15 protein-coding genes and 1 pseudogene are annotated in these 23,976 nt (G+C 71.8%); 9 read left to right on the plus strand and 7 right to left on the minus strand.

Annotation, left to right across the window (positions count from 1 at the left end):
* Positions 1-62: 62 nt before the first annotated feature.
* The 4 genes and pseudogenes from glgB to VB059_RS06945 all read right to left on the minus strand — a co-directional run bounded on the left by glgB (position 63) and on the right by VB059_RS06945 (position 7,665).
* On the minus strand, positions 63-1,976 hold the full coding sequence (gene glgB / locus VB059_RS06930; RefSeq protein ID WP_323421297.1) for a 1,4-alpha-glucan branching protein GlgB: 1,914 nt from the start codon (positions 1,974-1,976) through the stop codon (positions 63-65).
* A gap of 3 nt (positions 1,977-1,979) precedes the next feature.
* Positions 1,980-3,449 carry a phosphotransferase gene (locus VB059_RS06935; RefSeq protein WP_323421298.1) on the minus strand — a complete coding sequence of 490 codons (1,470 nt, stop codon included), beginning with the start codon at positions 3,447-3,449 and terminating at the stop codon, positions 1,980-1,982.
* Between the two features lie 190 nt (positions 3,450-3,639).
* Positions 3,640-5,277: pseudogene (gene treS, locus VB059_RS06940) on the minus strand (maltose alpha-D-glucosyltransferase); the annotation flags it as partial.
* A gap of 9 nt (positions 5,278-5,286) precedes the next feature.
* Positions 5,287-7,665 (minus strand): alpha-1,4-glucan--maltose-1-phosphate maltosyltransferase, encoded by a 2,379-nt coding sequence (locus VB059_RS06945; protein WP_416339514.1) that lies wholly within the window; start codon positions 7,663-7,665, stop codon positions 5,287-5,289.
* A gap of 187 nt (positions 7,666-7,852) precedes the next feature.
* Here VB059_RS06945 and glgP point away from each other — a divergent pair, with 187 nt between their 5' ends.
* Positions 7,853-10,408 (plus strand): alpha-glucan family phosphorylase, encoded by a 2,556-nt coding sequence (gene glgP, locus VB059_RS06950; protein ID WP_323421299.1) that lies wholly within the window; start codon positions 7,853-7,855, stop codon positions 10,406-10,408.
* A 130-nt stretch (positions 10,409-10,538) separates the two neighbouring features.
* Here glgP and glgX read toward each other — a convergent pair whose 3' ends face one another.
* Complete coding sequence (gene glgX, locus VB059_RS06955) at positions 10,539-12,785, minus strand: glycogen debranching protein GlgX (protein WP_323421300.1); 2,247 nt, start codon at positions 12,783-12,785, stop codon at positions 10,539-10,541.
* A gap of 217 nt (positions 12,786-13,002) precedes the next feature.
* On the opposite strand from glgX, the gene VB059_RS06960 reads away from it, so the two are divergent.
* Genes VB059_RS06960 through VB059_RS06980 form a run of 5 tightly spaced genes read left to right on the plus strand, consistent with a single transcriptional unit; the run spans position 13,003 to position 18,835 of the window.
* Positions 13,003-14,211 (plus strand): cysteine desulfurase family protein, encoded by a 1,209-nt coding sequence (locus VB059_RS06960; RefSeq protein WP_323421301.1) that lies wholly within the window; start codon positions 13,003-13,005, stop codon positions 14,209-14,211.
* A 58-nt stretch (positions 14,212-14,269) separates the two neighbouring features.
* The gene (gene mnmA / locus VB059_RS06965) at positions 14,270-15,352 is read left to right on the plus strand and encodes a tRNA 2-thiouridine(34) synthase MnmA (RefSeq protein WP_323421302.1); all 1,083 of its coding nucleotides are present in this window, start codon (positions 14,270-14,272) and stop codon (positions 15,350-15,352) included.
* Positions 15,349-16,353 (plus strand): hypothetical protein, encoded by a 1,005-nt coding sequence (locus tag VB059_RS06970; protein ID WP_323421303.1) that lies wholly within the window; start codon positions 15,349-15,351, stop codon positions 16,351-16,353. The genes mnmA and VB059_RS06970 overlap by 4 nt, the downstream gene beginning before the upstream one ends.
* A gap of 31 nt (positions 16,354-16,384) precedes the next feature.
* Entirely contained in the window at positions 16,385-18,604 is a 2,220-nt protein-coding gene (gene ligA, locus VB059_RS06975) for an NAD-dependent DNA ligase LigA (protein WP_323421304.1), read from the plus strand.
* 9 nt (positions 18,605-18,613) lie between these two features.
* Positions 18,614-18,835, plus strand: coding sequence for a hypothetical protein (locus tag VB059_RS06980; protein ID WP_323421305.1), 222 nt, complete (start codon positions 18,614-18,616; stop codon positions 18,833-18,835).
* Between the two features lie 99 nt (positions 18,836-18,934).
* Here the strand turns inward: VB059_RS06980 and VB059_RS06985 are convergent, their stop codons facing one another.
* The gene (locus VB059_RS06985; protein ID WP_323421306.1) at positions 18,935-19,597 is read right to left on the minus strand and encodes a hypothetical protein; all 663 of its coding nucleotides are present in this window, start codon (positions 19,595-19,597) and stop codon (positions 18,935-18,937) included.
* 3 nt (positions 19,598-19,600) lie between these two features.
* On the minus strand, positions 19,601-20,203 hold the full coding sequence (locus VB059_RS06990) for an amino acid-binding protein (RefSeq protein WP_323421307.1): 603 nt from the start codon (positions 20,201-20,203) through the stop codon (positions 19,601-19,603).
* A 325-nt stretch (positions 20,204-20,528) separates the two neighbouring features.
* Between VB059_RS06990 and gatC the strand changes: the two genes are divergently transcribed.
* Genes gatC through gatB form a run of 3 tightly spaced genes read left to right on the plus strand, consistent with a single transcriptional unit; the run spans position 20,529 to position 23,901 of the window.
* Positions 20,529-20,870, plus strand: coding sequence for an Asp-tRNA(Asn)/Glu-tRNA(Gln) amidotransferase subunit GatC (gene gatC, locus VB059_RS06995; RefSeq protein WP_416339515.1), 342 nt, complete (start codon positions 20,529-20,531; stop codon positions 20,868-20,870).
* Entirely contained in the window at positions 20,867-22,408 is a 1,542-nt protein-coding gene (gatA, locus tag VB059_RS07000) for an Asp-tRNA(Asn)/Glu-tRNA(Gln) amidotransferase subunit GatA (RefSeq protein WP_323421309.1), read from the plus strand. The genes gatC and gatA overlap by 4 nt, the downstream gene beginning before the upstream one ends.
* Positions 22,405-23,901 carry an Asp-tRNA(Asn)/Glu-tRNA(Gln) amidotransferase subunit GatB gene (gatB, locus tag VB059_RS07005; RefSeq protein WP_323421310.1) on the plus strand — a complete coding sequence of 499 codons (1,497 nt, stop codon included), beginning with the start codon at positions 22,405-22,407 and terminating at the stop codon, positions 23,899-23,901. Before gatA ends, gatB begins: the two co-directional genes overlap by 4 nt.
* Positions 23,902-23,976: the final 75 nt, after the last annotated feature.

Raw genomic sequence — 23,976 nt, forward strand, 5'->3', positions numbered from 1 at the left:
GGGCGGCCTGCGGTGTCCCTAGTACTGGGCCCTACCGGGTCCCGGAGCAGGGCTCGTACGGGTCAGGCGTCGACCACGTCGGTGGCCTGGTGGGTGAACCAGACCGCCCCGAGCGGCGGCACGACCACCGAGGCGCTCTGCCGCAGCCCGTTGTTGGAGATCTCCTCGGTGTGGATCTCACCCAGGTTGCCCCACTCGCCGGTGCCGTCGTACGCCGGGGAGTCGGTGTTGATGGTCTCCTTCCAGGCCCCCGGCATGGGCAGCCCGATCCGGTAGTTGGTGTGCGGCACGGGGGAGAAGTTGATCACCGCGGCCAGCGCGTTGCCGTCGCTGTCCAGGCGCAGGAAGCTGAACACGTTGGCGGAGGCGTCGTCGGCGTTGATCCAGCGGAAGCCGGCCGGGTCCTGGTCGAGCTCCCACAGCGCCGGGGTGGCCTTGTAGGCGGCGTTGAGGTCCTTCACCAGCTCCTGCAGACCGTGGTGGCCCCAGTGCGGCTGGGCCAGCCAGTCGACCCCCTGCTTGTCGTTGAACTCGCCGCGCTGGCCGAGCTCGCAGCCCTGGAAGAGCAATTGCTTGCCGGGGTGGGCCCACATGAACGAGTAGTAGGCGCGCAGGGTGGCGAACTTCTGCCAGTCGTCGCCCGGGACCTTGCCGAACATCGATCCCTTGCCGTGCACGACCTCGTCGTGGCTGATCGGCAGGATGAAGTTCTCCGAGTACTGGTAGACCATCGCGAACGTCATGTTGTTGTGGTGGTACTGCCGGTGGATCGGCTCGTGCTCCAGGTAGCGGAGCGTGTCGTTCATCCAGCCCATGTTCCACTTGAAGCCGAAGCCCAGTCCGCCCTGGTCGACCGGCTTGGTGATCCCCGGGAAGGAGGTCGACTCCTCGGCGATCATCACGCAGCCCGGCTGGCGCTCGTAGAGGTGGCGGTTGACGTAGCGCAGGAAGTCGATGGCCTCGAGGTTCTCGTTGCCGCCGTACTGGTTGGGGATCCACTGCCCGTCCTCACGGGAGTAGTCCAGGTAGAGCATCGAGGCGACCGCGTCGACGCGCAGGCCGTCGACGTGGAACTCGCTCAGCCAGTAGAGGGCGTTGGAGACCAGGAAGCTCTTCACCTCGTTGCGGCCGAAGTTGAAGATGTAGGTGCCCCAGTCCGGGTGCTCGCCCAGGCGCGGATCGGCGTGCTCGTACAGGGCGGTGCCGTCGAACCGGCCCAGTGCCCACTCGTCCTTGGGGAAGTGGCCCGGCACCCAGTCCACGATCACGCCGATGCCGGCCTGGTGCAGCCGGTCGATCAGGAAGCGCAGATCGTCGGGCGAGCCGAACTTCGACATCGGGGCGAAGTAGCCGGTGACCTGGTAGCCCCACGACCCGGAGAACGGGTGCTGGGCGACCGGCATGAACTCGACGTGGGTGTAGCCCTGCCACTTGACGTACTCGACCAGATCCTCGGCGAGCTCCTGGTACGTCTTGCCGGGCTTCCACGACCCCAGATGCACCTCGTAGATGCTCATCGGCGAGCGCCACAGCTCGGTCTGCGGGCGGTGCTCCATCCAACCCTGGTCGTGCCACGGGTAGTTGTCGACCGTGACGATGGAGGCGGTGTTCGGCGGGCCTTCGGCCTTGCGGGCCATCGGGTCGGCCTTCTCGTGCCACTGGCCGTCGGCGCCGAGGATGCGGAACTTGTACAGCGCGCCCTCGCCGGCCCCCTCGATGAAGGCCCCCCAGCACCCGGAGCCGGGGATCACCTTCATCGTGTCGGCACCCGGCTGCCAGTGGTTCCAGTCACCGATGATGTGCACTTCCTGCGCGTTCGGTGCCCAGACGGCGAACCGCGTGCCGCGCAGGGTGCCCCGCTCGTCGTCCTCGACGGTGCACAGGTGGGCTCCCAGGCGACGCCACACCTCCGTGTCGCCGCCCTGGTGGAACCCCTCGAGATCCCACCCGGTCAGCCCTCCAAAGTAATCGTGCATGACCTACTTCTCCTCACGGTTCGGTGACTGCCCGCCGCTGGGGTCCGGCGACGGTGCGGCGAGGTCGGCGACCGCCCCCAGCGGGATGTCCAGCCAGTCGGGACGGTTGCGTGCCTCGTAGACGACTTCGTAGACGGCCTTGTCCGATTCGTACGCCCGCAAGACTGCCAGATCGGGCGCCGTCGGGAGGCCGTGGAGATAACCGGACAGGAAACCGGTACGGCATCGTTGCCGCCATGCGGTGGTCGCCGCCCGGTCCGGGCCCTCGGCCGCACGGGCCACCGAGGCGGCGGCATAGTCGAACGAGCGGAGCATCCCCGCGACGTCGCGCCACGGCGAGTCCGGCGCCCACCGTTCCGGCAGCGACTTCAGCGGTTCGCCCTCGAAGTCGATCACCCGCCAGCCCTCCGGTGTCCCCAGCACCTGACCGAGGTGGAAATCCCCGTGGACGTGCTGGGCCTCCAGCGGGCGCCCCTCGAGGCCGGCGAAGACCTTCTGCAGGGCCGGGGCGTACGGCTGCAGGGCGGGCACCGCCGCGGTGGCGTCGGCCAACCGGCGGGTCATCGTGGCGGCCACCGACCCGCCGTCCACCACCTCGGTCGGGAACCGTCGGGCCAGGCCCTCGTGGATCGCCCGCAGCGTACGTCCCAGGGCCTGCGCCTCGGTAGAGAAATCGGCCCCGGCGGCGCAGGCCTCCAGGGCCAGCTCCCAGCCGTCGCGGGCCTCGCGGAAGCGCTCGGTCAGCATCGCGAGGTCGGCGCTGAGGACGTCGGTGCCGTCGTCCCAGCGCGCCTCGGCCCAGCCGTACAGCACCGCGATCCCGCCGGTGCCCTCACGGCCCAGCGCCTCGTGCACGGCGATGTCGAGGTTGTGGCCGATCTCCAGGCGGCGGAAGACCTTCAGCACCAGCGCGTGGCCGTAGAAGACCGAACTGTTCGACTGTTCGCCGGTGAACGGCCGCGGGGTGAGGTCGGCGTCCGGCAGCGGGACGACCAGGTGGTGGTGCACCGCGCCCGCGGCGGAGGGCCGGTGCTCGGCGGGGGCGCCGAACGCCGCCAGCACCCGGGCCATCGCCTCCGGGTCCCGGGTGGCGTCGGCGACCGGGCACAGGTCGGCGGAGCCGGTCACCGGCGCGTCGCGGCAGGCCCCGTACGCCCCCGGTGGGGTGGCGTCGCCGGGGCGGTGCACGGCCAGGAGGAACTGGTAGGTGTCGGTGGCGACCGGGCGGACGTCGTCGTGGGCGACGGTCACCAGCACCGGGCGGACGCCGACCAGACTGCCCCGGGTGTGGCCGGCCTGACCGCCCCGGGTGGCGCCGGCCGGAGCGGGGTGGCTGGACGAGGCGGCGTCGTCCGTACGCCACGTCCAGGGCAGCGGGATGACCCGGACGACCCGTAGTGGCCGGCCCTTGCCGGCGAACCAGCGTGCCCCCGCGAGAACGCGGGTGGCGAGATCAGCGAACTCCTCGCCCACTTCCCACCTCCTCGATGCTGCGCCCGTCGGTCGATCGGTGGGACGAGGGCTGGCGCGATTCGCCCTCGCCGTCGGTCCGGTGCCGCTCGAGCGGCCTGCCCGGCGATGTCCCCTCATCATGGTCGCGCCGGATCGGCTGCGCCGTCGGATCAGGGTGTGTTCCGTGTGACACCGCGACGGGCTGCGGGGCCTCCGCCTCCAGCACCAGCCAGGAGAAGCCGTGGCCCGGCAGCTGCATGTGGTAGGGCTCCGCCCCGATCGGTGGGTGGAACTCGTCACGGGCCAGGTGGTGCGGCGTCCGCCCGGCGTACGCGGCCAGGTCCAGGGCCACCTCCTGGGGGTCGGGCGAGAGGTTGTTGAGGCACAGCACCGTCTCGTCCGCGTCGTGGCGCAGGAAGGCGAAGACCGCGGTGTTGGCCCCGCCCAGGTCGGTGAAGCCGCCGGTGCCGAAGACCGGGTGGGCCCGCCGGATCACCAGCATCGCCCGCACCCACTGGAGCAGCGAACCGGGGTCCATCAGCTGCGCCTCGACGTTGACCAGCGACCGGTCGTACTCGGGGTCGACGATCAGCGGGAGGTAGAGCTCGGACTCGCGGGCGGTGGAGAAGCCGGCCCCCGGCGCGTCGCGCCACTGCATCGGCGTCCGGACGCCGTCGCGGTCGTGCAGCCAGATGTTGTCGCCCATGCCGATCTCGTCGCCGTAGTAGAGGCACGGGGACCCGGGCAGCGCGAGCAGCAGGGCGTGCAGCAGCCGGACCCGGGCGTGGTCGCCGTCGACCAGGGGGGCGAGCCGGCGGCGGATACCGATGTTGCAGCGCATCCGTGGGTCGGGCGCGTACTCCGACCACATGTACTCGCGGTCCTCGTCGGAGACCATCTCCAGGGTGAGCTCGTCGTGGTTGCGCAGGAAGGTACCCCACTGGCAGCCCTCGGGGATGGCCGGGGTGTCGGCGAGGATGTCGGAGATGCAGGTCCGGTCGGCCTGCCGCAGGCCCATGTAGAGCCGGGGCATCACCGGGAAATGGAAGGCCATCTGGCACTCGTCCCCGTCGCCGAAGTACTCGACCACGTCATGGGGCCACTGGTTCGCCTCGCAGAGCAGCAGCGTGCCGGGGTAGTGGTCGTCGAGCTCCTGGCGGACCGCCTTGAGCAGGTGATGGGTGCCGGGCAGGTTCTCGCAGTTCGTCCCGTCGGTCTCGACCAGGTAGGGCACCGCGTCGAGTCGGAAACCGTCGATGCCCAGGTCGGCCCAGAACCGCAGCGCCGACAGCATCTCGTCCAGCACCCGGGGATTGTCGAAGTTGAGGTCGGGCTGGTGGCTGTAGAAGCGGTGCCAGAAGTACTGCCCGCGCACCTCGTCGTAGCTCCAGTTGGACTCCTCGGTGTCGACGAAGATGACCCGGGCGTCGAGGTACGCGTCGGGCTCGTCGCGCCACACGTAGTAGTCGCCGTACGGGCCGTCCGGGTCGCGCCGGGACTCCTGGAACCACGGATGACGGTCCGAGGTGTGGTTCATCACGAAGTCGATGATGATCCGGATGCCCCGCTCGTGGGCCTTCGCCACGAAGCTGCGGAAATCCGCCAGGGTGCCGAGCTCGGGCATGACGTCGCGGTAGTCCGAGATGTCGTACCCGCCGTCGGCCAGCGGGGAGGGGAAGAACGGCGGCAGCCACAGGCAGTCGATCCCCAGCCACTGGAGGTAGTCGAGGCGGTCCGCGAGCCCCGCCAGATCGCCGATCCCGTCACCGTCGGAATCGGCGAAATTGCGGATCATCACCTCGTAGAACACGGCAGTGCGGAACCACTGCGCGTCGGCCGTCGCCGTCATCGTGCCCGATCAGTCCCGGTGCGGTTCGGCCGAGATCACCGCCAGTACGTGGGCGGGCTGCTGGGGGGTGAGCCGGACGAAGTCGTGGGCCCCCCAGTCGTACTCCTGGCCGGTCAGCTCGTCGCGGACCCGCAGCTGGTCGCTCTCGCCGAGCCCGAAGATCCCCATGTCGAGGTGGACGGTCGACTCCTGGGTGTGCTGGGGGTCGAGGTTCACCGCGACGATGACGGCGTCCTGCCCGTCCGCCGTCGCGGTCTCCTTGACGTACGCGATCACCTGCGGGTTCTCCGAGTTCTGGAAGCGGACGTTGCGTAGCCGCTGCAGGGCGGGGTGGGCCCGCCGGGCGGCGTTGAGCTTGCCGATCAGCATCTTCAGGTTGGGCTGCTGGTCGTAGTCACGCGGTCGGTACTCGTACTTCTCCGAGTTGAGGTACTCCTCGGAGCCCGGCCGGACCGCCTCGTGCTCGAAGAGCTCATAGCCGGAGTACATGCCCCAGCTGGGCGAGGTGGTCGCCGCCAGCACGGCCCGGATGGTGAACGCCGCCGGACCGCCGTACTGCAGGTAGGCGTGCAGGATGTCGGGGGTGTTGACGAAGAAGTTCGGCCGTACCCAGCCCGAGGTCTCGTACGCCAGCTCGTTGACGTACTCCTCGATCTCCCAGCGCTCGGTCCGCCAGGTGAAGTAGGTGTAGCTCTGGTGGAAACCGACCCGACCGAGGGACTGCAGCATCGCCGGGCGGGTGAAGGCCTCGGCGAGGAAGATCACCTCCGGGTTCGTCCGGCGGACCTCGGCCAGCAGCCAGGCCCAGAAGTTGATCGGCTTGGTGTGCGGGTTGTCCACCCGGAAGATCGTCACGCCGTGGGAGATCCACAGCCTGACGATCCGCAGCACCTCGGCGTAGATCCCCTCCGGGTCGCGGTCGAAGTTGATCGGGTAGATGTCCTGGTCCTTCTTCGGCGGGTTCTCGGCGTACGCGATCGTGCCGTCCACCCGCTCGGTGAACCACTCCGGGTGCTCGCTGACCCAGGGATGATCGGGAGAAGCCTGCAGGGCCAGGTCGAGGGCCACCTCGACGCCGAGCTCCCGGGCCCGGGCGACGAACCGGTCGAAGTCCTCGAAGGTGCCCAGGTCGGGGTGGATCGCGTCGTGGCCGCCGTCGGCCGACCCGACCGCCCAGACCGACCCGGGATCGCCGGGCTCGGGGGTCAGGGTGTTGTTGCGGCCCTTGCGGAAGGCGGAGCCGACCGGGTGGATCGGCGGCAGGTAGACGACGTCGAAGCCCATCGCCGCGGCGTCCTCGAGCCGGGCGATGGATCCGTCGAAGGTGCCGGAGTGCCAGGTGCCGTCCGCATCCTGGTAGGCGCCTTGGGACCGCGGGAAGAACTCGTACCAGGACGAGAACAGGGCGCGCTCGCGGTCGACCCACACCGGGTACTCGGGGGAGGGCGAGATCAGCAGCCGCGGCCCGTGGGCGTGCATGGCGCGACGTACGCCACTGCTCCCGATCAGCTCGATCAGCTCATCGGCCGGGCGCTCGGCGAGCAGCGCGATCGCCGCGCCGCGCAGGATCGCCGCATCACCGCGTCGGGCCGCTGCCTCGGCCCGCAGGGCCGCGCCCTCGAGCAGCAGCCGGCCCTCGGCGCAGACCAGGTCGACATCCATCCCCTTGGCCAGCTTGATCCCGGCGTTGTGCAGCCAGGTGCCCCACGGGTCGTCCCAGCCCTCGACGCGGAACCGCCAGGCCCCCTCGGTGGGCAGGCTGATCCACGCCTCCCAGCCGTCCAGGCCGGGGGTGCCCGCCGGGTGCATGTCGGTGCGGATCTCCTGGCCCTCGGGGCCGAGGGCGATCACGGAGGCGTTGACGGCGTCGTGGCCCTCGCGCCAGATGGTCGCGCGGACCGGGAACGACTCGCCGACCACCGCCTTGGCGGGGTACGCGCCGCCGGCGATCACCGGGGAGACGTCGATCACCGGGATCCGGCCGATCCGGGCCCCGACCGCCGGTGCCCCGGCCGCCACCGCCGCCAGCTCGGTGCTGGGCGAGGTGGGGGCGAGCTGATCCACGGCGTACGCCTCCGCGGTGTGCGGGGTGGGGAAGCCGGAGCCCGCGGCCGTGGCGCTCGCCGGCTTCGTGACTGTGGTCTTCGCAGCCCTCGGCTTCGCCGTCGTCGGCTTCGTGCCCGTGGTCCTGGCAGCCGTGGTCTTCGCGGTGGCGGACTTCGGGGAGCTCGACTTCGTCGTGGCGGACTTCGTGCTGCCCGACGACGTGGCGGTGGTGCGCCTGGTCGTCGACTTCTTGGCGGTGGTCTTGCGCGTGGTGGTGCCCTTGGCGTCCGGATCGGACGCGACGGGGGTGCGGGACTCGTCGGAAGGCTGCTGCGGGGTCACGACACCAACCTAGCGGGCGGCGCGTCCCCGGCACAGGCGCATCCGTACGATCCGGTGTCCGTCGCCTGTGTGGCGTCGTCCCGGTGCGCGTCCTCCTGGTGACCATCGTCCCTGTGTGCCTCGTCCGTCCCTGTGCGGATCGTCGCGATCCGGGGCGCGTCGGGCATCCCCCGATAGAATCTGCCTCGTGCGAGCAATCCGACGTTTCACCGTCCACCCTGTGCTCCCCGAGCCGCTCCGGCCGCTCGCCGACCTGGCCGGCAACCTCTGCTGGTACTGGAACGAACCGACCAAGGAACTCTTCCGGGCGATGGACCCCCTGCTCTGGGAAGCCACCGGACACGACCCGCGCAAGCTCCTGTCGCGGATCGACGCGAAGCGGCTCGCCGCACTGGCGCAGGACGCCCGCTTCACCCGCAAGGTCGAGCACGCCCGCGAGGACCTCGAGGACTACCTGACGGTGGATCGCTGGTACCAGGGATTCGCGGCCGCGCACCCCGGCGCCCCGGAACGGATCGCCTACTTCTCCGCCGAGTTCGGTGTCACCGAGGTCCTGCCGCAGTACTCCGGCGGCCTGGGGATCCTGGCCGGCGACCACCTCAAGGCGGCCTCCGACTCCGGCATCCCGATCATCGGGGTCGGCCTGCTCTACCGCCACGGTTACTTCCGCCAGTCCCTCGACGCCCAGGGCTGGCAGCAGGAGCGCTACCCGCTGCTCGCCCCGCTCGACCTGCCGCTGACACTGTTGCGCGACGACGCCGGGGAGCCGGTCACCGTCGAGGTGCCGCTGCGCGAGGAGACCTACCAGGTGCAGATCTGGGTGGCCCGGGTCGGCCGGGTGCCGCTGTTGATGCTGGACTCGGTGGTGGAGGGCAACTCCGAAGCCGCCCGGGCTGTCACCGACCGGCTGTACGGCGGTGGTGTGGACCATCGGCTGGCCCAGGAGGTGCTGCTCGGCATCGGTGGCGTCCGCGCGCTGCGTGCGTACTGCCGGATCACCGGCGAGCCGACGCCGACCGTCTACCACGCCAACGAGGGCCATGCCGGCTTCCTCGGTCTGGAGCGGATCCGGGAGTACATGAACGAGGGGATCGACGTCGACACTGCGGTGGAGCGGACCCGGGCCGGCTCGCTGTTCACCACCCATACGCCGGTGCCCGCGGGCATCGACCGCTTCCCGCGCGACCTGGTCGCCGACCAGTTCCGCACCTTCGCCCCGCTGCCGCTGGACCGGATCATGGCGTTCGGCACCGAGGACTACGTCGGGGGCGACCGTGGGGTGTTCAACATGGCGGTGCTCGGGTTCCGTCTCGGCCAGCGGGCCAACGGCGTGTCGCGGCTGCACGGTGAGGTGTCACGGCAGATGTTCCAGGGCCTGTGGCCGTCCTTCGACGTCTCGGAGGTCCCGATCGGGTCGGTCACCAACGGGGTCCACCACAAGACGTGGATCCACCCCGACCTGCTCGAGCTGATGGCCAGCCCGACCTCGGACAGCGACACCGTCGTCGACGGGTACGACTGGTCGGCGTTGGACCGGGTGGACGACACCACCATCTGGGCGCTCAAGCAGCGGATGCGCGGCGATCTGGTCCGGATGGCCCGACAGCGCCTGGCCGCCTCCCACACGGCGCGCGGGCTGTCCGGGAACGCGGAGTGGATCGAGCACGCCCTCGACCCCAACGTGCTGACTCTCGGCTTCGCCCGGCGGGCCGCGTCGTACAAGCGCCTCACCCTGATGCTGCGTGACCCCGAGCGGCTGAAGCGACTGCTGAACGACCCGGAGCGGCCGATCCAGATCGTCATCGCCGGCAAGGCGCACCCGGCCGACGACGGCGGCAAGGGGCTCATCCAGGAGATGGTCCGCTTCGCCGACGCCGAGGACGTCCGCGAACGGCTGGTGTTCCTGCCCGACTACGACATGTCGCTGGCCCGGCCGCTCTACCCGGGCTGCGATGTGTGGATCAACAACCCGCTGCGTCCCCAGGAGGCCTGCGGCACCTCGGGGATGAAGGCCGCGATGAACGGCGCCGCCAACCTGTCGGTGCGCGACGGCTGGTGGGACGAGTGGTACGACCCGAGATTCGGCTGGGAGATCCCGTCGGCCGAGAACGTCACCAGCCCCGATCAGCGCGACGCCCAGGAGGCCGCGGCGCTCTACGAGATCATCGAGAACGAGATCGTCCCGCGCTTCTACACCCGCGACAGCAACGGTGTGCCGACCGCGTGGATCACCATGATCCGCGACATCATGTCCGGCCTGACCCCGAAGATCCTGGCCTCGCGGATGGTCCGCGAGTACACCGAGCGGATGTACCTGCCCACCGCGCTGGCGTCCGCGCGGATGGCCGAGGGGGACCACGCCGCCGGGACCGCCGCCTGGAAGAAGCGGATCCGCGCCGCGTGGCCGCAGGTCAGCGTCTCCCGGGTCACCGGTCTGGTCTCCGGCTCGCGGGCCCTCGGCTCCGCGATGACCCTGAGCGCCGTCGTCCGCCTCGGGGACCTGACTCCCGCCGACGTCGAGGTGCAGATGGTGCTCGGCTCGGTCGACGATGACGACGAACTGCACGACATCGTCATCCAGCCGGCCGTCGCGGGGGAGCGCCTCGACGACGGGGTGCGCTACGCGGCGACGACCGTGCTGGACACCTCCGGCTCGATCGGGGTCACCTTCCGCGTCGTCCCGAAGCGTGACGGCCTGGCCACCATCGCGGAGATGGGCCTGGCCACCGTGTCCGTCGACTGACGCTCCACCGGCGTCGCGCCGGCAGCCACCGAGGAACAGCGACCGACGCGAACGGCCGGCACCCTCCGGGGCGTGCCGGCCGGTCGCCGTCGGATGCCGGGTGGCGTCGGGGCCGTACGGGCCGGCGGCCTCAGACGCCCGCCGTGACCCGCTCGGCGCGGGGCTCCGATCCGGCCGGGGGCGCGTCGGGCGTCACACCGGTGGTCGGCCCGGTGCCGGTCGTCGGGACGGTGCTGGTCGCCGGGGTGGTGGTGGTCGCCGGCTCCGTGGCCGCAGAGCGCTTGTCCGGGAGCTCGACCTGCAGCACGGCCACCGTCCGGGCGGGCAGCTCCAGCTTCACGCCGGCGGGCAGGTCGCCGGTGGGCAGTTCGTCACAGAGTCCGGTGTGGGCGACGATCCGGTAGCCGAGGGCCCAGGGCCCGCCCGGCAACGGCACGTCGACCGGCTCCTCGCCGCCGTGCACCCAGATGAGGAAGCCCTCGTCGGCGTCCGAGACGTACACCCCGAGGGTGCGCCGGCTGCCGTCGCGCCAGTCCTCGTTGTCCATCTCGATGTCATCGCCGTCGAACCAGGCCAGGTTCTTGCGGCCGAGCTCGGTGCCGTCGGGGGCGAGGACATATTCGCCGTTGCGCCAGTCCTGCGGGCGCAGCACCGGATGCTCGGTCCGCAGCCGGGTGAGTGTCCGGGTCACCTCCAGCACGTCGGCCCAGGCCTCCGCGGTGTCCCAGTGCACCCAGGAGATCGGGGAGTCCTGGCAGTAGGCGTTGTTGTTGCCCAGCTGGGTGCGGCCGATCTCGTCGCCGGCGGTGATCATCGGCACCCCGGTGGCGAGCAGCAGGGTGGCCATCATGTTGCGGACCTGCCGGTGGCGCAACGCGTTGATCTCCGGGTCGTCGGTCTCGCCCTCGACACCGCAGTTCCACGAACGGTTGTCGTCCGAGCCGTCGCGGTTCGACTCACCGTTGGCATTGTTGTGCTTGACGTCGTACGTGACGAGGTCGCGCATGGTGAACCCGTCGTGCGCGGTGACGAAGTTCACCGAGGCCTCGGGCCGGCGCCCGGAGTGCTGGAAGAGTTCACCGGACCCGGACAGCCGGGTGGCGAGCTCCTGGACCCCGTGCACCGCATTGCGCCAGAAGTCGCGGGTGTGCCCGCGGAACCGGTCGTTCCACTCGCTCCAGCCCGGTCCCCAGGCACCCACCTGGTAGCCGTACGGGCCCATGTCCCAGGGCTCGGCGATCATCTTGATGTCGCGCAGCACCGGGTCGGCGGCGATGAGCTTCTTGAACGGGTGGTCGTGGACGACGTAGTGCTTCTCGTTGCGGATCAGCTCGGTGGCCAGGTCGAACCGGAACCCGTCGACGCCCATCTCGGTCACCCAGTAGCGCAGCGAGTCCATCACCATCTGCAGCACGCCGGGCTGGGAGGTGTCGACGGAGTTGCCGCAGCCGGTCACGTCGTAGTCGTTGTGCAGGTCGGAGGTCAGCCGGTAGTAGGCGCCGTGGTCGATGCCGCGCCAGGCCAGTGTGGGGCCCTCATGGCCACCCTCACCGGTGTGGTTGAAGACCACGTCGAGGATCACCTCGATGCCGGCCTCGTGCAGCGCGCTGACCATCGCCTTGAACTCGGCGACCTGCTCGCCGCGGGTGCCGACCGAGCAGTAGGCGGCGTGCGGGGCGAAGTAGCCCAGCGTGTTGTAGCCCCAGTAGTTGGACAGCCCGCGGCTGATGATGAACGGTTCGGAGACGAAGTGGTGCACCGGGAGCAGCTCCAGCGCGGTGACCCCGGTGTCCAGCAGGTGCTGGATCACCGCGGGGTAGGCGATGCCGCCGTACGTGCCGCGCAGGTGCTCGGGAACGGCCGGGTGCAGGTGGGTCAGGCCCTTGACGTGTGCCTCGTAGATGACCGACTCGGTCATCGTGCGGCGGTGGGCGATCGGCGTGGGCGGCGGAGTGTCGGCCACCACGACGCTGAGCGGCACCGCGGCGAAGGAGTCCATCGGGTCGGGCAGGTAGTCCGACTCGGCGGTGTGGTCGAGGATCGGGCCGGAGAAGTCGACCCCGCCGGTGATCGCCCGGGCGTACGGGTCGAGCAGCAGCTTGGCCGGGTTGAAGCGCTCGCCCGTCTGCGGGGACCAGTCCCCGTGCACCCGGAAGCCGTACTGCTGGCCGGCCACGACCCCGGGGACGAAGACGGTCCACACGCCGTCGTCGTTGCGGTCCATGTCGTGGTTCTGCTGCGAGCGGTCGGGAGCCACCAGCGCCAACTCGACCCGCTTGGCGCGGGGCGCCCACAGGCCGAATCGGGCACCACCGCCGAGCAGGCGTGCGCCGAGCACGCTGGAGTCGATCGGGGCGGTGAGCGTGACGCCACTCATGGCACGTCCTTCTGGGTCGGATGGGGCGGTGCGACGGGCGGTCGGCCCGTACGGACTGGTCCTGTCGCGGCAGCTGCCGGGTCGTCGGCCGACCCGGGTCGGGGGTGTTCTGTGGGCCCCCGGCGCCGCTGCGCTCCTGTCCGGCCTGCACCAGGTGCGGCGCCTGGAACGGGGTCGGACAAGGGCCAGGTAAAGATACCGTACAAGTGTGGTTTCCGTGACTGATCCAGCGACGCAGCGGCGGGTGTATCTCGATCATGCCGCCACCAGCCCGCTCACGCCGGCGGCCGCCGCGGCGATGATCGAGCACCTGTCGCTGGTGGGCAACGCCTCGAGCCTGCACACCAGTGGCCGGGCGGCCCGCCGGGTGCTGGAGGACGCCCGCGAGGAGCTGGCCGCGGCCTTCGGCGCGCATCCCACCGAGGTGGTGCTCACCTCCGGGGGCACCGAGGCCGACAACCTCGCCGTGCACGGGTCGTGGATCGCCCGGCGTGCCGCCGGCCCCGGGCAGCCCGAGGGCAGACCGCGGGTGCTGGTCGGGCCGATCGAGCACCACGCGCTGCACGACCTGGTCCCCGCGCTGGAGCGGGACGGCGCCGACGTCGCCCGGGTGGGCGTACGCCCCGACGGCACGGTGGCCGCCGACGATCTGCGGGCGATCCTGGCCGGCGCGCCGGGCCGGGCGACTGCGGTGGCGTCGCTGATGTGGGTGAACAACGAGACCGGCGCGGTGCAGCCGGTCGGAGTGCTGGCCGAGGCGTGCCGCAGTGTGGGGGCCTGGTCGCACTCCGACGCGGTCCAGGCCTTCGGCCACGTCCCGTTCGACTTCGCGGCCAGCGGCCTCGACATGGCCTCGGTCTCCGCGCACAAGGTGGGCGGCCCGGTCGGGATCGGCACGCTGCTGGTCCGCCGGGAGGTCTCACCGGCCCCCGTCATCTTCGGCGGCGGCCAGGAGCGCGGCGTACGCTCCGGCACGCTGGCGCCGGTGCTGGCGGCGGGCTTCGCAGCGGCGGCGACCGAGGCGGCCGCCGGACTGGCCACCCGGACCGCGCGCTGGCAGCGGCTGCGGGACCGGCTGGTGACCGGGCTGGCGCACCTGCCCGGGGCCCGGCCGCACCTGCCCGCGGAGGCGAGCCCGGCGATCCTCAACGTGGCGTTCGAGGGCTGCGAGGCCGACGACCTGCTGCTGCTGCTGGACGCCGCCGGGATCGACGCCTCCGTCGGGTCGGCCTGCACCGCCGGGGTGAGCGCGACCAGCCACGTCCTGCTGGCGATGGGGCTGGCGGAGGAGGAGGCGCGCTCCTCGCTGCGGTTCTCCGTCGGCGCCGACACGACCGAGGCCGACGTCGAGACGCTGCTGGCGGCACTGCCCGACGCCCTGGCGAAGGCCCGCCGGGCCGGGGCGACCGGCCGGCCACGCGGGTGAGCGCGGCTGCGGGGGCTACCATCGACGGGCACCGGTCGGGGACGGGAGGAGCATGGCGATGAAGGTCCTGGCGGCGATGTCGGGCGGAGTGGACTCGGCGGTGGCCGCGGCCCGGCTGGTCGACGCCGGCCACGACGTCACCGGGGTGCACCTCGCCCTGTCCCGCGATCCGCAGTCGTTCCGCACCGGCGCCCGCGGGTGCTGCTCGCTGGAGGACTCCCACGACGCCCGCCGGGCGGCCGATCTGCTCGGCATCCCGTTCTACGTGTGGGACCTGTCGGCACAGTTCCGCGCCGACGTGGTCGAGGACTTCCTCGCCGAGTACCGCGCCGGCCGTACGCCCAATCCCTGCCTGCGCTGCAACGAATCGATCAAATTCTCCGCTGTGCTGGCCCGCGGCACAGCGCTCGGTTTCGACGCCGTCGCGACCGGCCACTACGCCCGGCTGGTGGACGGACCGGACGGCCGCGCACTGCACCGCGCCGTCGACCCGACCAAGGACCAGTCGTACGTGCTCGGCGTGCTCGACGCCGACCAGCTGGCCCGCTCGTTGTTCCCGCTGGGCGACTCGCTGAAGACCGAGGTGCGGGCCGAGGCGGCCGAGCGCGGCCTGTCGGTCGCCCGCAAGCCCGACTCCCACGACATCTGCTTCATCCCCGACGGCGACACCGGCGCGTTCCTGGACCGGGAGCTCGGCACCGCCGAGGGCGAGATCGTCGAACAGGACGGCACCGTCGTCGGCCATCACCACGGTGCCCACCGGTTCACCGTCGGCCAGCGCCGCGGCCTGCACCTGGGCATGCCGGCCGACGACGGCCGGCCGCGCTACGTCCTCGACATCAGCCCGGTCGACAATCGCGTCACGGTCGGCCCGCACGACGCCCTGGCGGTCGACACCATCACCGCGATCCGGCCGACCTGGGCCGGCCCGGCCCGGCCGGGCAGCTGGCCGGCCCGGGCCCAGGTCCGGGCGCACGGCGAGCCGCTGGACTGTACGGTCCGGGCCGGGACCGACGGCCTGCAGGTGACGCTCGCCGACCCCGCCTTCGGCATCGCGCCCGGCCAGGCCGTCGTGCTCTACGACGGCGACCGGGTCGTCGGCTCGGCGACCATCGAGGCCACCGGGCGGCGGGCGCGATGAGCGTCACGCACAGCGGGGTCGGCTCCTGGCCCGGGCAGGACATCGCCGCGACCGTACGCCTCACCCTCGGCGAACTGCCCGACGGCGCCTATCTGCCCGAGCTGCCGGCCCGCGGTCCGGGCACGGAGATGATCGGGCGGACACTGGGCACGCTGACCGAGCTGGGCGCCGACCTGCAGCCGAGCGGCTGGCGCCTGGTCGAGGGTCGGTCGCTGGCCCAGCGCCGGGCCCGCGCGGCCCTGCGTGACGACCTCGACATCCTGGCGGAGCAGGCCCAGGGCTTCACCGGCCCGCTCCGGGTGACGCTGACCGGGCCGCTCACCCTGGCCGCCGCGGTCGAGCTGCCCCGCGGCGGGGCCGCGCTCGGCGACGCCGGCGCCACCCGGGACCTGCGCGACGCACTGGCCGAGGCCTCGGTGGACCTGATCACCGACGTCACACGGGTGGTGCCGGGTGCGGCGGTCGGCCTGCAGTGGGACGAGCCGCTGCTCGGCGCCGTCCGGGCCGGCACGGTCCGGACCGCCTCGGGGCTGCGCCGGCTGCCGTCGTGGGGCAGTCAGGAGGTGATCGCCCACCTGCGTCCGCTGCTGGATCGGGTCACGGCGGCGGGGCTCGACCGGGCCCGGACGCTGGTGCACTCCTGCGCCCGGGGGATCGGGATCGACGACCTGGTGGCCGCCGGGGTCGGCGGGGTCGGCATCGACATCGACACGCTCACCCGCCCCGACCTCGACGCCCTGGCCGGCCTGCTCGAGGGCGGCCGGACGGTCCACCTCGGAGTGGCCCCCACCACGGTGCCCGACGTCGTGCCGAGCGCCGATGTCCTCGCCCGGCGGGCGCTGCGGGTGCTGCGGCCACTGGAGCTCGGGCCGGCGATCGCCGATCGTGTCGTGCTGACCCCCGCCTGCGGCCTGGCCGGATGGACCGTACGGCCGGCGACCGCCCTGCTGCGTCGCCTCGGCTCGGCCGCCGCGATCGTCGAGGAGGAGCTGGCCCGCTGAATCGTCGGTGCGGACCACTAGATTGGGGCCCGTGACCGAACAGCGCCCGGACCCTGCCCCGACCAGCGACGTCGCCCCGGCCCCGACCGGCGATGTCGACCCGGCCACCGAACCCGACGAGCAGGCCCGGGCGCGCCACGAGGAACTCGCCACCGAGATCACCGACCACCGGCACCGCTACTACGTGTTGGACGCCCCGACCATCTCCGACGGGGAGTTCGACGCCCTGATGCGCGAGCTCGACGCCCTCGAGGAGCGCTACCCGCAGCTGCGGACGCCGGATTCGCCGACCCAGCAGGTGGGCGCCGCCCCGTCGGCCACCTTCACCCCGGTCGAGCACCTGCAGCCGATGACCAGCCTGGACAACGTGTTCAGCCAGGAGGAACTGTTCGCCTGGGTGGACCGGACGATCGACCGGCTCGGTGAGCGGCCGGCCGAGGAGGCGTTCGTCTGCGAGCTGAAGATCGACGGCCTGGCGGTGGACCTGGTGTACGAGAACGGGAGACTGGTGCGCGCCGCCACCCGCGGCGACGGCCGGGTCGGGGAGGACGTCACCGCCAACGTGCGCCGGATCAGGGCGATCCCGCGTACCCTGTCCAGCCGGGCCGGTCACCCCGTGCCGGCGCTGCTGGAGATCCGCGGCGAGGTGTATCTCTCGGTCGAGCAGTTCCGCCGGATCAACGAGGAACTGGTCGAGGCGGGCCGCGCCCCCTTCGCCAACCCCCGTAACAGCGCCGCGGGGTCGCTGCGGCAGAAGGACCCGAACGTCACCGCCTCGCGCCGGCTCGGCTTCACCGCCCACGGCTGGGGCGCGACGTCGGACGAGGCCGGCACCCGGCTGGAGCTGGCCCGCCAGTCCCACGCGTACGAGGTGTTGGCCGACTTCGGGATGCCGGTCAGCGAGTATTCCCGGGTGGTCGACACCACGGAGCAGATCTGGGCGTTCGTCGAGGAGGTTGCGGCGCGCCGGCACGATTTCGTCCACGAGATCGACGGGGCCGTGGTGAAGGTCGACGAACGGGCGCTGCAGGACCGGCTCGGCTTCACCTCACGGGCGCCGCGCTGGGCGATCGCGTACAAGTACCCGCCCGAGGAGGTCACCACCAAGCTCCTCGACATCCGGGTCAACGTCGGGCGGACCGGCCGGGTCACGCCGTACGCGGTGATGGAGCCGGTGGTCGTCGCCGGGTCGACGGTCGCCCAGGCGACCCTGCACAACGCCACTGAGGTGGTCCGCAAGGGTGTGCTGATCGGCGACACCGTGGTGCTGCGCAAGGCGGGGGACGTCATCCCCGAGGTCCTCGGGCCGGTCGCCGAGCTGCGTGACGGGACGGAGCGGGCCTTCGTGATGCCGACCCACTGCCCCGAGTGCGGCACCGAGCTGGCGTACGAGAAGGACGGCGACGCCGACATCCGCTGCCCCAACCAGCGCTCGTGCCCGGCCCAGCTGCGCGAGCGGCTCTTCCACCTGGCCTCCCGCGATGCCCTCGACATCGAGGCGCTGGGCTGGCAGGGCGCCGACGCCCTGCTGTCCGCCGGGCTGTTGACCGACGAGGGGGACCTGTTCGACCTGACCGGCGACGACCTGGCCCGGACGACGTTCTTCACCCGGGCCAGCAAGCCGAAGGAACGCGCCGAGGGGGCGGGGGAGCGGGTGCTGTCCGCGAACGGGGCCAAGCTGCTGGCCAACCTCGAGGCGGCGAGGACCCGGCCGTGGGCGAAGTTCCTCGTCGCCCTGTCGATCCGCCACATCGGGAAGGGGAATGCGCCGGACATCGCGGCCGCCTTCCCGAGCGTCGAGGCGCTGCGGGACGCGAGCGAGGAGGAGTTCGACGCGGTGGAGGGCGTCGGGCCCTCGATCGCCGCGGCGATCCGGGACTGGTTCAGCACCGACTGGCGGGTCGACATCGTCCGCAAGTGGCAGGCCGCCGGCTGCGTCCTGGGCACGTCCGGTGCCCCCGCGCCGGCCGGCCCCGCGCCGGCCCAGACCCTGGCGGGACTGACCGTCGTCGTGACCGGCGCTGTGCCGGGCTACAGCCGTGAGGGAGCGCAGGAGGCCATCGTCGCCCGTGGGGCCAAGGCAGCCGGTTCGGTGTCGAAGAGGACCGACTACGTCGTGGTGGGCGAGGGGGCCGGCTCCAAGGCGGACAAGGCGCGTGCCCTCGAGCGCCCGATCGTGGCGGCCGAGGACTTCCAGCGGTTCCTCGACGAGGGCCCGGGCGCCGGTGGATTTCCGCCGGAAGCCTCCTAGGCTGATGACGTGGCCCGACGCTTCTTCTCCGACCCCGATCTGCACGGTGACGTCCCCGACCGGGTGCGTCCCCGGCTCGGGGAGTGGGGCCCGGCACTCGTGCCCAGCACCCGCCGCAAGCGACTCCAGCGCACCCTGGTGGTGGCCGGCTTCGTGGTGGCCACCCTCGTCGTCATCGCGACCTGGTGGCTCTTCTACTGGATGATGACCGGCAAGGGCGGGATCTTCTGACCCGCGGCCCCGATGTGCACCCTGGCGCAGCTGATGCTCACGCCGTACGGTCGATGGGCCGCGGGGCGATGCTGATGGTCGTGCCGGAGGAGCCGGTGCTCACCCGCCGACCTCGAGCAGGTCGACCAGCCCGCTGCCACCCCACGCGAGCAGGGCGAAGCGGATCCCCCGGCCCAGTGACATGACGATGCCGAAGCTCCAGGCCGGGATCGGTGAGGCACCCGCGACGAGCACCACCGGGTAGAGCGGCGGGAACCCCACGATGGCCGCCAGGAACACCAACGGCAGACCGGCCCGGGTGTCACCGATCAGACGCAGCGAGAGGCGGACGGTCCGCGACCACCAGCGTCGGACGAGGCCGCGTTCGTCCTCCCGGCGGCCCGGTGCGGGGGCGTCGAACGAAGCGTCGAGGAGCGTGGCGTCGCGGGAGGCCCCGGGCGTGGCCTCCCGGTCCGCGGCGCCCTCCGCCGTGACGTCCGTCCGGCGATCCGCCACGGCGCTCGCCCGGTGATGCCGGGCGTGGAAGAACGGTAGTTCCTTGCCACGGCGTACGCCCCAGAACATCAGCATCTTGCCGATGCCCTGTCCGAGGGTCAGGCCGGTGATGGCCGCCACCGATCCCGCCGGATGCAGAGCCCCGGCGGCGATGGCGTACGCCTCGGCATTGGCCACCGGCACGACCGCCCCGACCACGCCGTAGACGGCGGCCACCAGGAACGCGGTGAACCAGCCCACCCCGCCCGGCAGCGGCAGCCCGGGCACGGATCAGCAGGCCAGGGCCGAGAGGTGGCGCAGCCGGGCGATCTCGGAGGGCAGCCAGACCGGGCCGCCGGTCCGGCCGATGAGGATCGAGCGGCCGGTGCCGATCGGTGCCCACGCGAGAGCGGTGTCGCTCCAGGCCGGCACCCAGCCGGCCGCCATGTCCGCCGAGCCGGCCGCGCCGAGGTCACCGATCTGTTCCAGCACGGCGGAGTCGAGGTCGGGGGCCATCGGCGTGGCGTAGCTGATCGTGGCGTCGTCGGCCCGCTCGACCAGCACGCTCCACTGGCAGTGGAAGACGCTGGGCGCGCTGTCGACCAGCACCTCGGCGGCATGGTCGGGATCGCGGGTCATCTGTTCCAGCGTCTCCAGGTCACTCTGCAGCGTGCCGCTGTCGTAGTGCCGCGAGATCCACAACACCTCGACCCCGGTGACCTCCTGGCAGGCGCTGACCACCGTGTCCGGCAGGACGCCGGTCGGGATCTCCAGCATGAAGTCGTCGATGCCGTGGCCGTCACGACTCTCCACGATCTCGATCGCCTTGATGTCGCAGCCGACGAGGCCGACGGCAGAGGCGACGGCACCCAGGGCGCCGGGTCGGTCGGGCATGGACACTCTCATCAGGAACACACCAGCATTGTCCCCTGCCCACCGCTCGCGCGGGCAACTCCGTCCGTATCCCGGGGGACCCTGCCGTTCACCGGGAAACCTGCCACCCACGGTCAGCACCGTCGTGGTGACACGGTCAACGCCGTCCTGGTGACACGGTCAGTACCCCTCCTGGTGACATGGTCAACACCGTCCTGTGCCACATCGCCGTCCGGTGACACATCGACCACCCCCCGTTGGGCGCTTCCGGTCGCGGTGGGGGTGGTGTCGGTGGTCGGCTCTAGGATGAAGGACGCGGCGGGCCCATCCGGCCACCGCACCGGACATGACGTTTCCCGGACATGACATCCCCGGACCCAAGGAGTGCACCGTGGCGTTGAGCCAAGACGAGGTCGCGAGGCTGGCACAGCTGGCCCGCATCGACCTCTCCCCGGAGGAGCTGGACCACCTGGCCCCCCAGTTGGACGTGATCCTCGAGGCGGTCGCCCGGGTGACGGATGTGGCCACCGACGACGTCGAGCCCACCTCCCACCCGGTCCCGATGACCAACGTCTTCCGGGCCGACGAGGTGCGTGGCTCGCTGCCGGTGGAGGAGGTCCTGGCGATGGCTCCGGCCCGGGAGGACGACCGGTTCCGCGTCCCGCGGATCCTCGGGGAGGAGCAGTGAGCACGGACGACACCACCCTGATCACCTCGAGTGCCGCCGACCTGGCCGGCCGGATCGCCGCCGGCGAGGTCTCCAGCGTCGAGGTCACCCGGGCGCACCTGGACCGGATCGCCGCGGTGGACGGCGCCGTGCATGCGTTCCTCAGCGTCGACCAGGAGGGTGCCCTGGCCCAGGCGGCCGCTGTCGACGCCCGGATCGCCGCCGGCGAGCAGGTCGGCCCGCTGGCCGGCGTCCCGCTGGCGCTCAAGGACGTCCTGGCGCAGAAGGGCATCCCCACCACCGCCGGGTCGCGGATCCTCGAGGGCTGGCGCCCGCCGTACGACGCGACGGTCACCCGGCGGCTGCTGGACGCCGGCATCGTCATCCTCGGCAAGACCAACATGGACGAGTTCGCCATGGGCTCCTCGACGGAGAACTCGGCGTACGGCCCGACGTACAACCCGTGGGACCTCACCCGGGTGCCCGGTGGGTCGGGCGGTGGGTCCGCGGCGGCCCTGGCCGCGTACGAGGCCCCGCTCGCGATCGGCACCGACACCGGTGGCTCGATCCGCCAGCCGGCCGCGTTCACCGGCACCGTGGGGGTCAAGCCCACCTACGGCGGCACCTCCCGGTTCGGCCAGATCGCGCTGGCGTCCAGCCTCGACCAGCCGGGCCCGTGCGGGCGTACGGTCCTCGACACCGCACTGCTGCACGAGGTGATGGCGGGTCACGATCCGCTGGACCAGACCTCGCTCGACGCGCCGGTGCCGCCGGTGGTGGCCGCCGCCCGCGCCGGTGACGTCAAGGGGCTGCGCGTCGGCGTGGTCACGGAGCTCGGCGGTGAGGGCTATGCGCCCGAGGTGGAGGCGAACTTCCATGCCACCGTCGACCTGCTGTCCGATCTGGGGGCCGAGATCATCGAGGTCTCCTGCCCGCACTTCGAGTACGCACTGGCGGCGTACTACCTCATCCTGCCCAGCGAGGCGTCGTCCAACCTGGCCCGGTTCGACGCGATGCGCTACGGCCTGCGGGTCGGCGACGACGGCACCCGGTCCACCGAGCAGGTGATGGCGCTGTCCCGTGAGGCCGGTTTCGGCGCCGAGGTGAAGCGGCGCATCATCATCGGCACGTACGCCCTGTCGGCCGGCTACCGCGACGCCTACTACGGCTCGGCGCAGAAGGTCCGCACGTTGGTCCAGCAGGACTTCACCGCCGCGTTCGCCCGGGCCGATGTCCTGGTCTCGCCGTCCACCCCGACCGCCGCGTTCCGGCTGGGGGAGCGGTCGGACGATCCGATGGCGATGTACCTCAACGACCTGTGCACCATCCCGACGAACCTGGCCGGCAATGCCGCCGGGTCCTTCCCCAGCGGGCTGACCAGCGACGGGCTGCCGATCGGGTTCCATGTGATGGCCCCGCACCGGGCCGACGACCGGCTCTACCGGGTGGGCGCCGCGCTGGAGCGTGCGCTGACCGGGCGCTGGGTCGGCCCGCTGCTCGACCGGATCCCGGAGCTGACCGGCCCGGCGGCAACCACGACGACGGAGGTCACCCGATGAGCGAGCCGATCCTGTCCTACGCGGACGCCCTCGACGCGTACGAGCCGGTGATGGGTCTGGAGGTGCACGTCGAGCTCAACACCGCCTCGAAGATGTTCTGCGGCTGCTCGACCGTGTTCGGCGCGGCGCCCAACACCCATACCTGCCCGGTCTGCCTCGGTCTGCCCGGCGCGATGCCGTCGATCAACGCCAAGGCCGTCGAGTCGGCGATCCGGATGGGCCTGGCGCTCAACTGCTCGATCGCCGAGTGGTGCCGGATGTCGCGGAAGAACTACTTCTACCCGGACATGACGAAGGACTACCAGATCAGCCAGTACGACGAGCCGATCGCCTACGACGGCCATCTGGACGTCGAGCTGGACGACGGTGAGATCTTCCGGGTCCCGATCGAGCGGGCCCATATGGAGGAGGACGCCGGCAAGCTCACCCACCTGGGTGGCGAGACCGGCCGGCTGCACGGCGCCGAGTACTCGCTGATCGACTACAACCGCGCCGGGGTGCCGCTGATCGAGATCGTGACCAAGCCGATCATCGGTGCCGGCGCCCGGGCCCCCGAGGTCGCCCGGCGCTACGTCGAGACGATCCGCGACCTGATGCGCGCTCTCGGCGTCTCGGACGTCCGGATGAACGAAGGGTCGCTGCGCTGCGACGCCAACGTCTCGCTGCGCCCCTGGGGCCGGGAGAAGCTCGGCACCCGCACCGAGACGAAGAACATCAACTCGCTGCGGTCCATCGAGGGTGCGGTGACGTACGAGATCCAGCGTCAGGCCGCCGTGCTGCAGGACGGCGGGACCATCGAGCAGTGCACCCGCAACTGGCTGGAGCACCTCGGCGAGACCTCCTTCGGTCGGTCGAAGGAGGAGGCGGAGGACTACCGCTACTTCCCCGAGCCCGACCTGGTGCCGATCGCCCCGAGCCGGGAGTGGGTGGAGGAGCTGCGGGCCACCCTGCCCGAGCACCCGACCAAGCGGCGCAACCGGCTGCAGGCCGCGTGGGGCTTCAGCGATCTGGAGATGCGTGACGTGGTCAACGCCGACGCGCTCGACCTGATCGAGCAGACCGTCGCCGCCGGGGCCACCGCCCAGTCGGCCCGGAAGTGGTGGACCACCGAGCTCGCCCGGCGCGCCAACGAGGCCGGCACCACGCTCGAGGAGGTGGGGGTCACCCCCGCCCAGGTCGCCGCCGTCCAGGCACTGGTCGACGCCGGCACGATCAACGACAAGCTGGCCCGCCAGGTGTACGACGGGGTGATCGCCGGGGAGGGTGAGCCGGAGCAGGTCGTCGCCCGGCGTGGTCTCGCCGTGGTGTCGGACGACGGGGCGCTGGGCGCCGCGGTCGACAAGGCCATCGCCGCCGCCCCCGACGTCGCCGAGAAGATCCGCGGTGGGCGGGTCCAGGCCGCCGGGGCGCTGATCGGTGCGGTGATGAAGGAGATGCGCGGGCAGGCCGACGCCGCCCGGGTCCGCGAGATCATCCTGGAGAAGCTGGCCTGAGGCGATCGGGGTGCTGAACGGCCCGTCCATGCCGTCCGCGAGCGTCACCGCCCGTCCGCGACCGCCCCACCGCGG

The sequence above is a fragment of the Raineyella sp. genome, from assembly GCF_034933565.1.
Taxonomy (GTDB): domain Bacteria; phylum Actinomycetota; class Actinomycetes; order Propionibacteriales; family Propionibacteriaceae; genus Raineyella.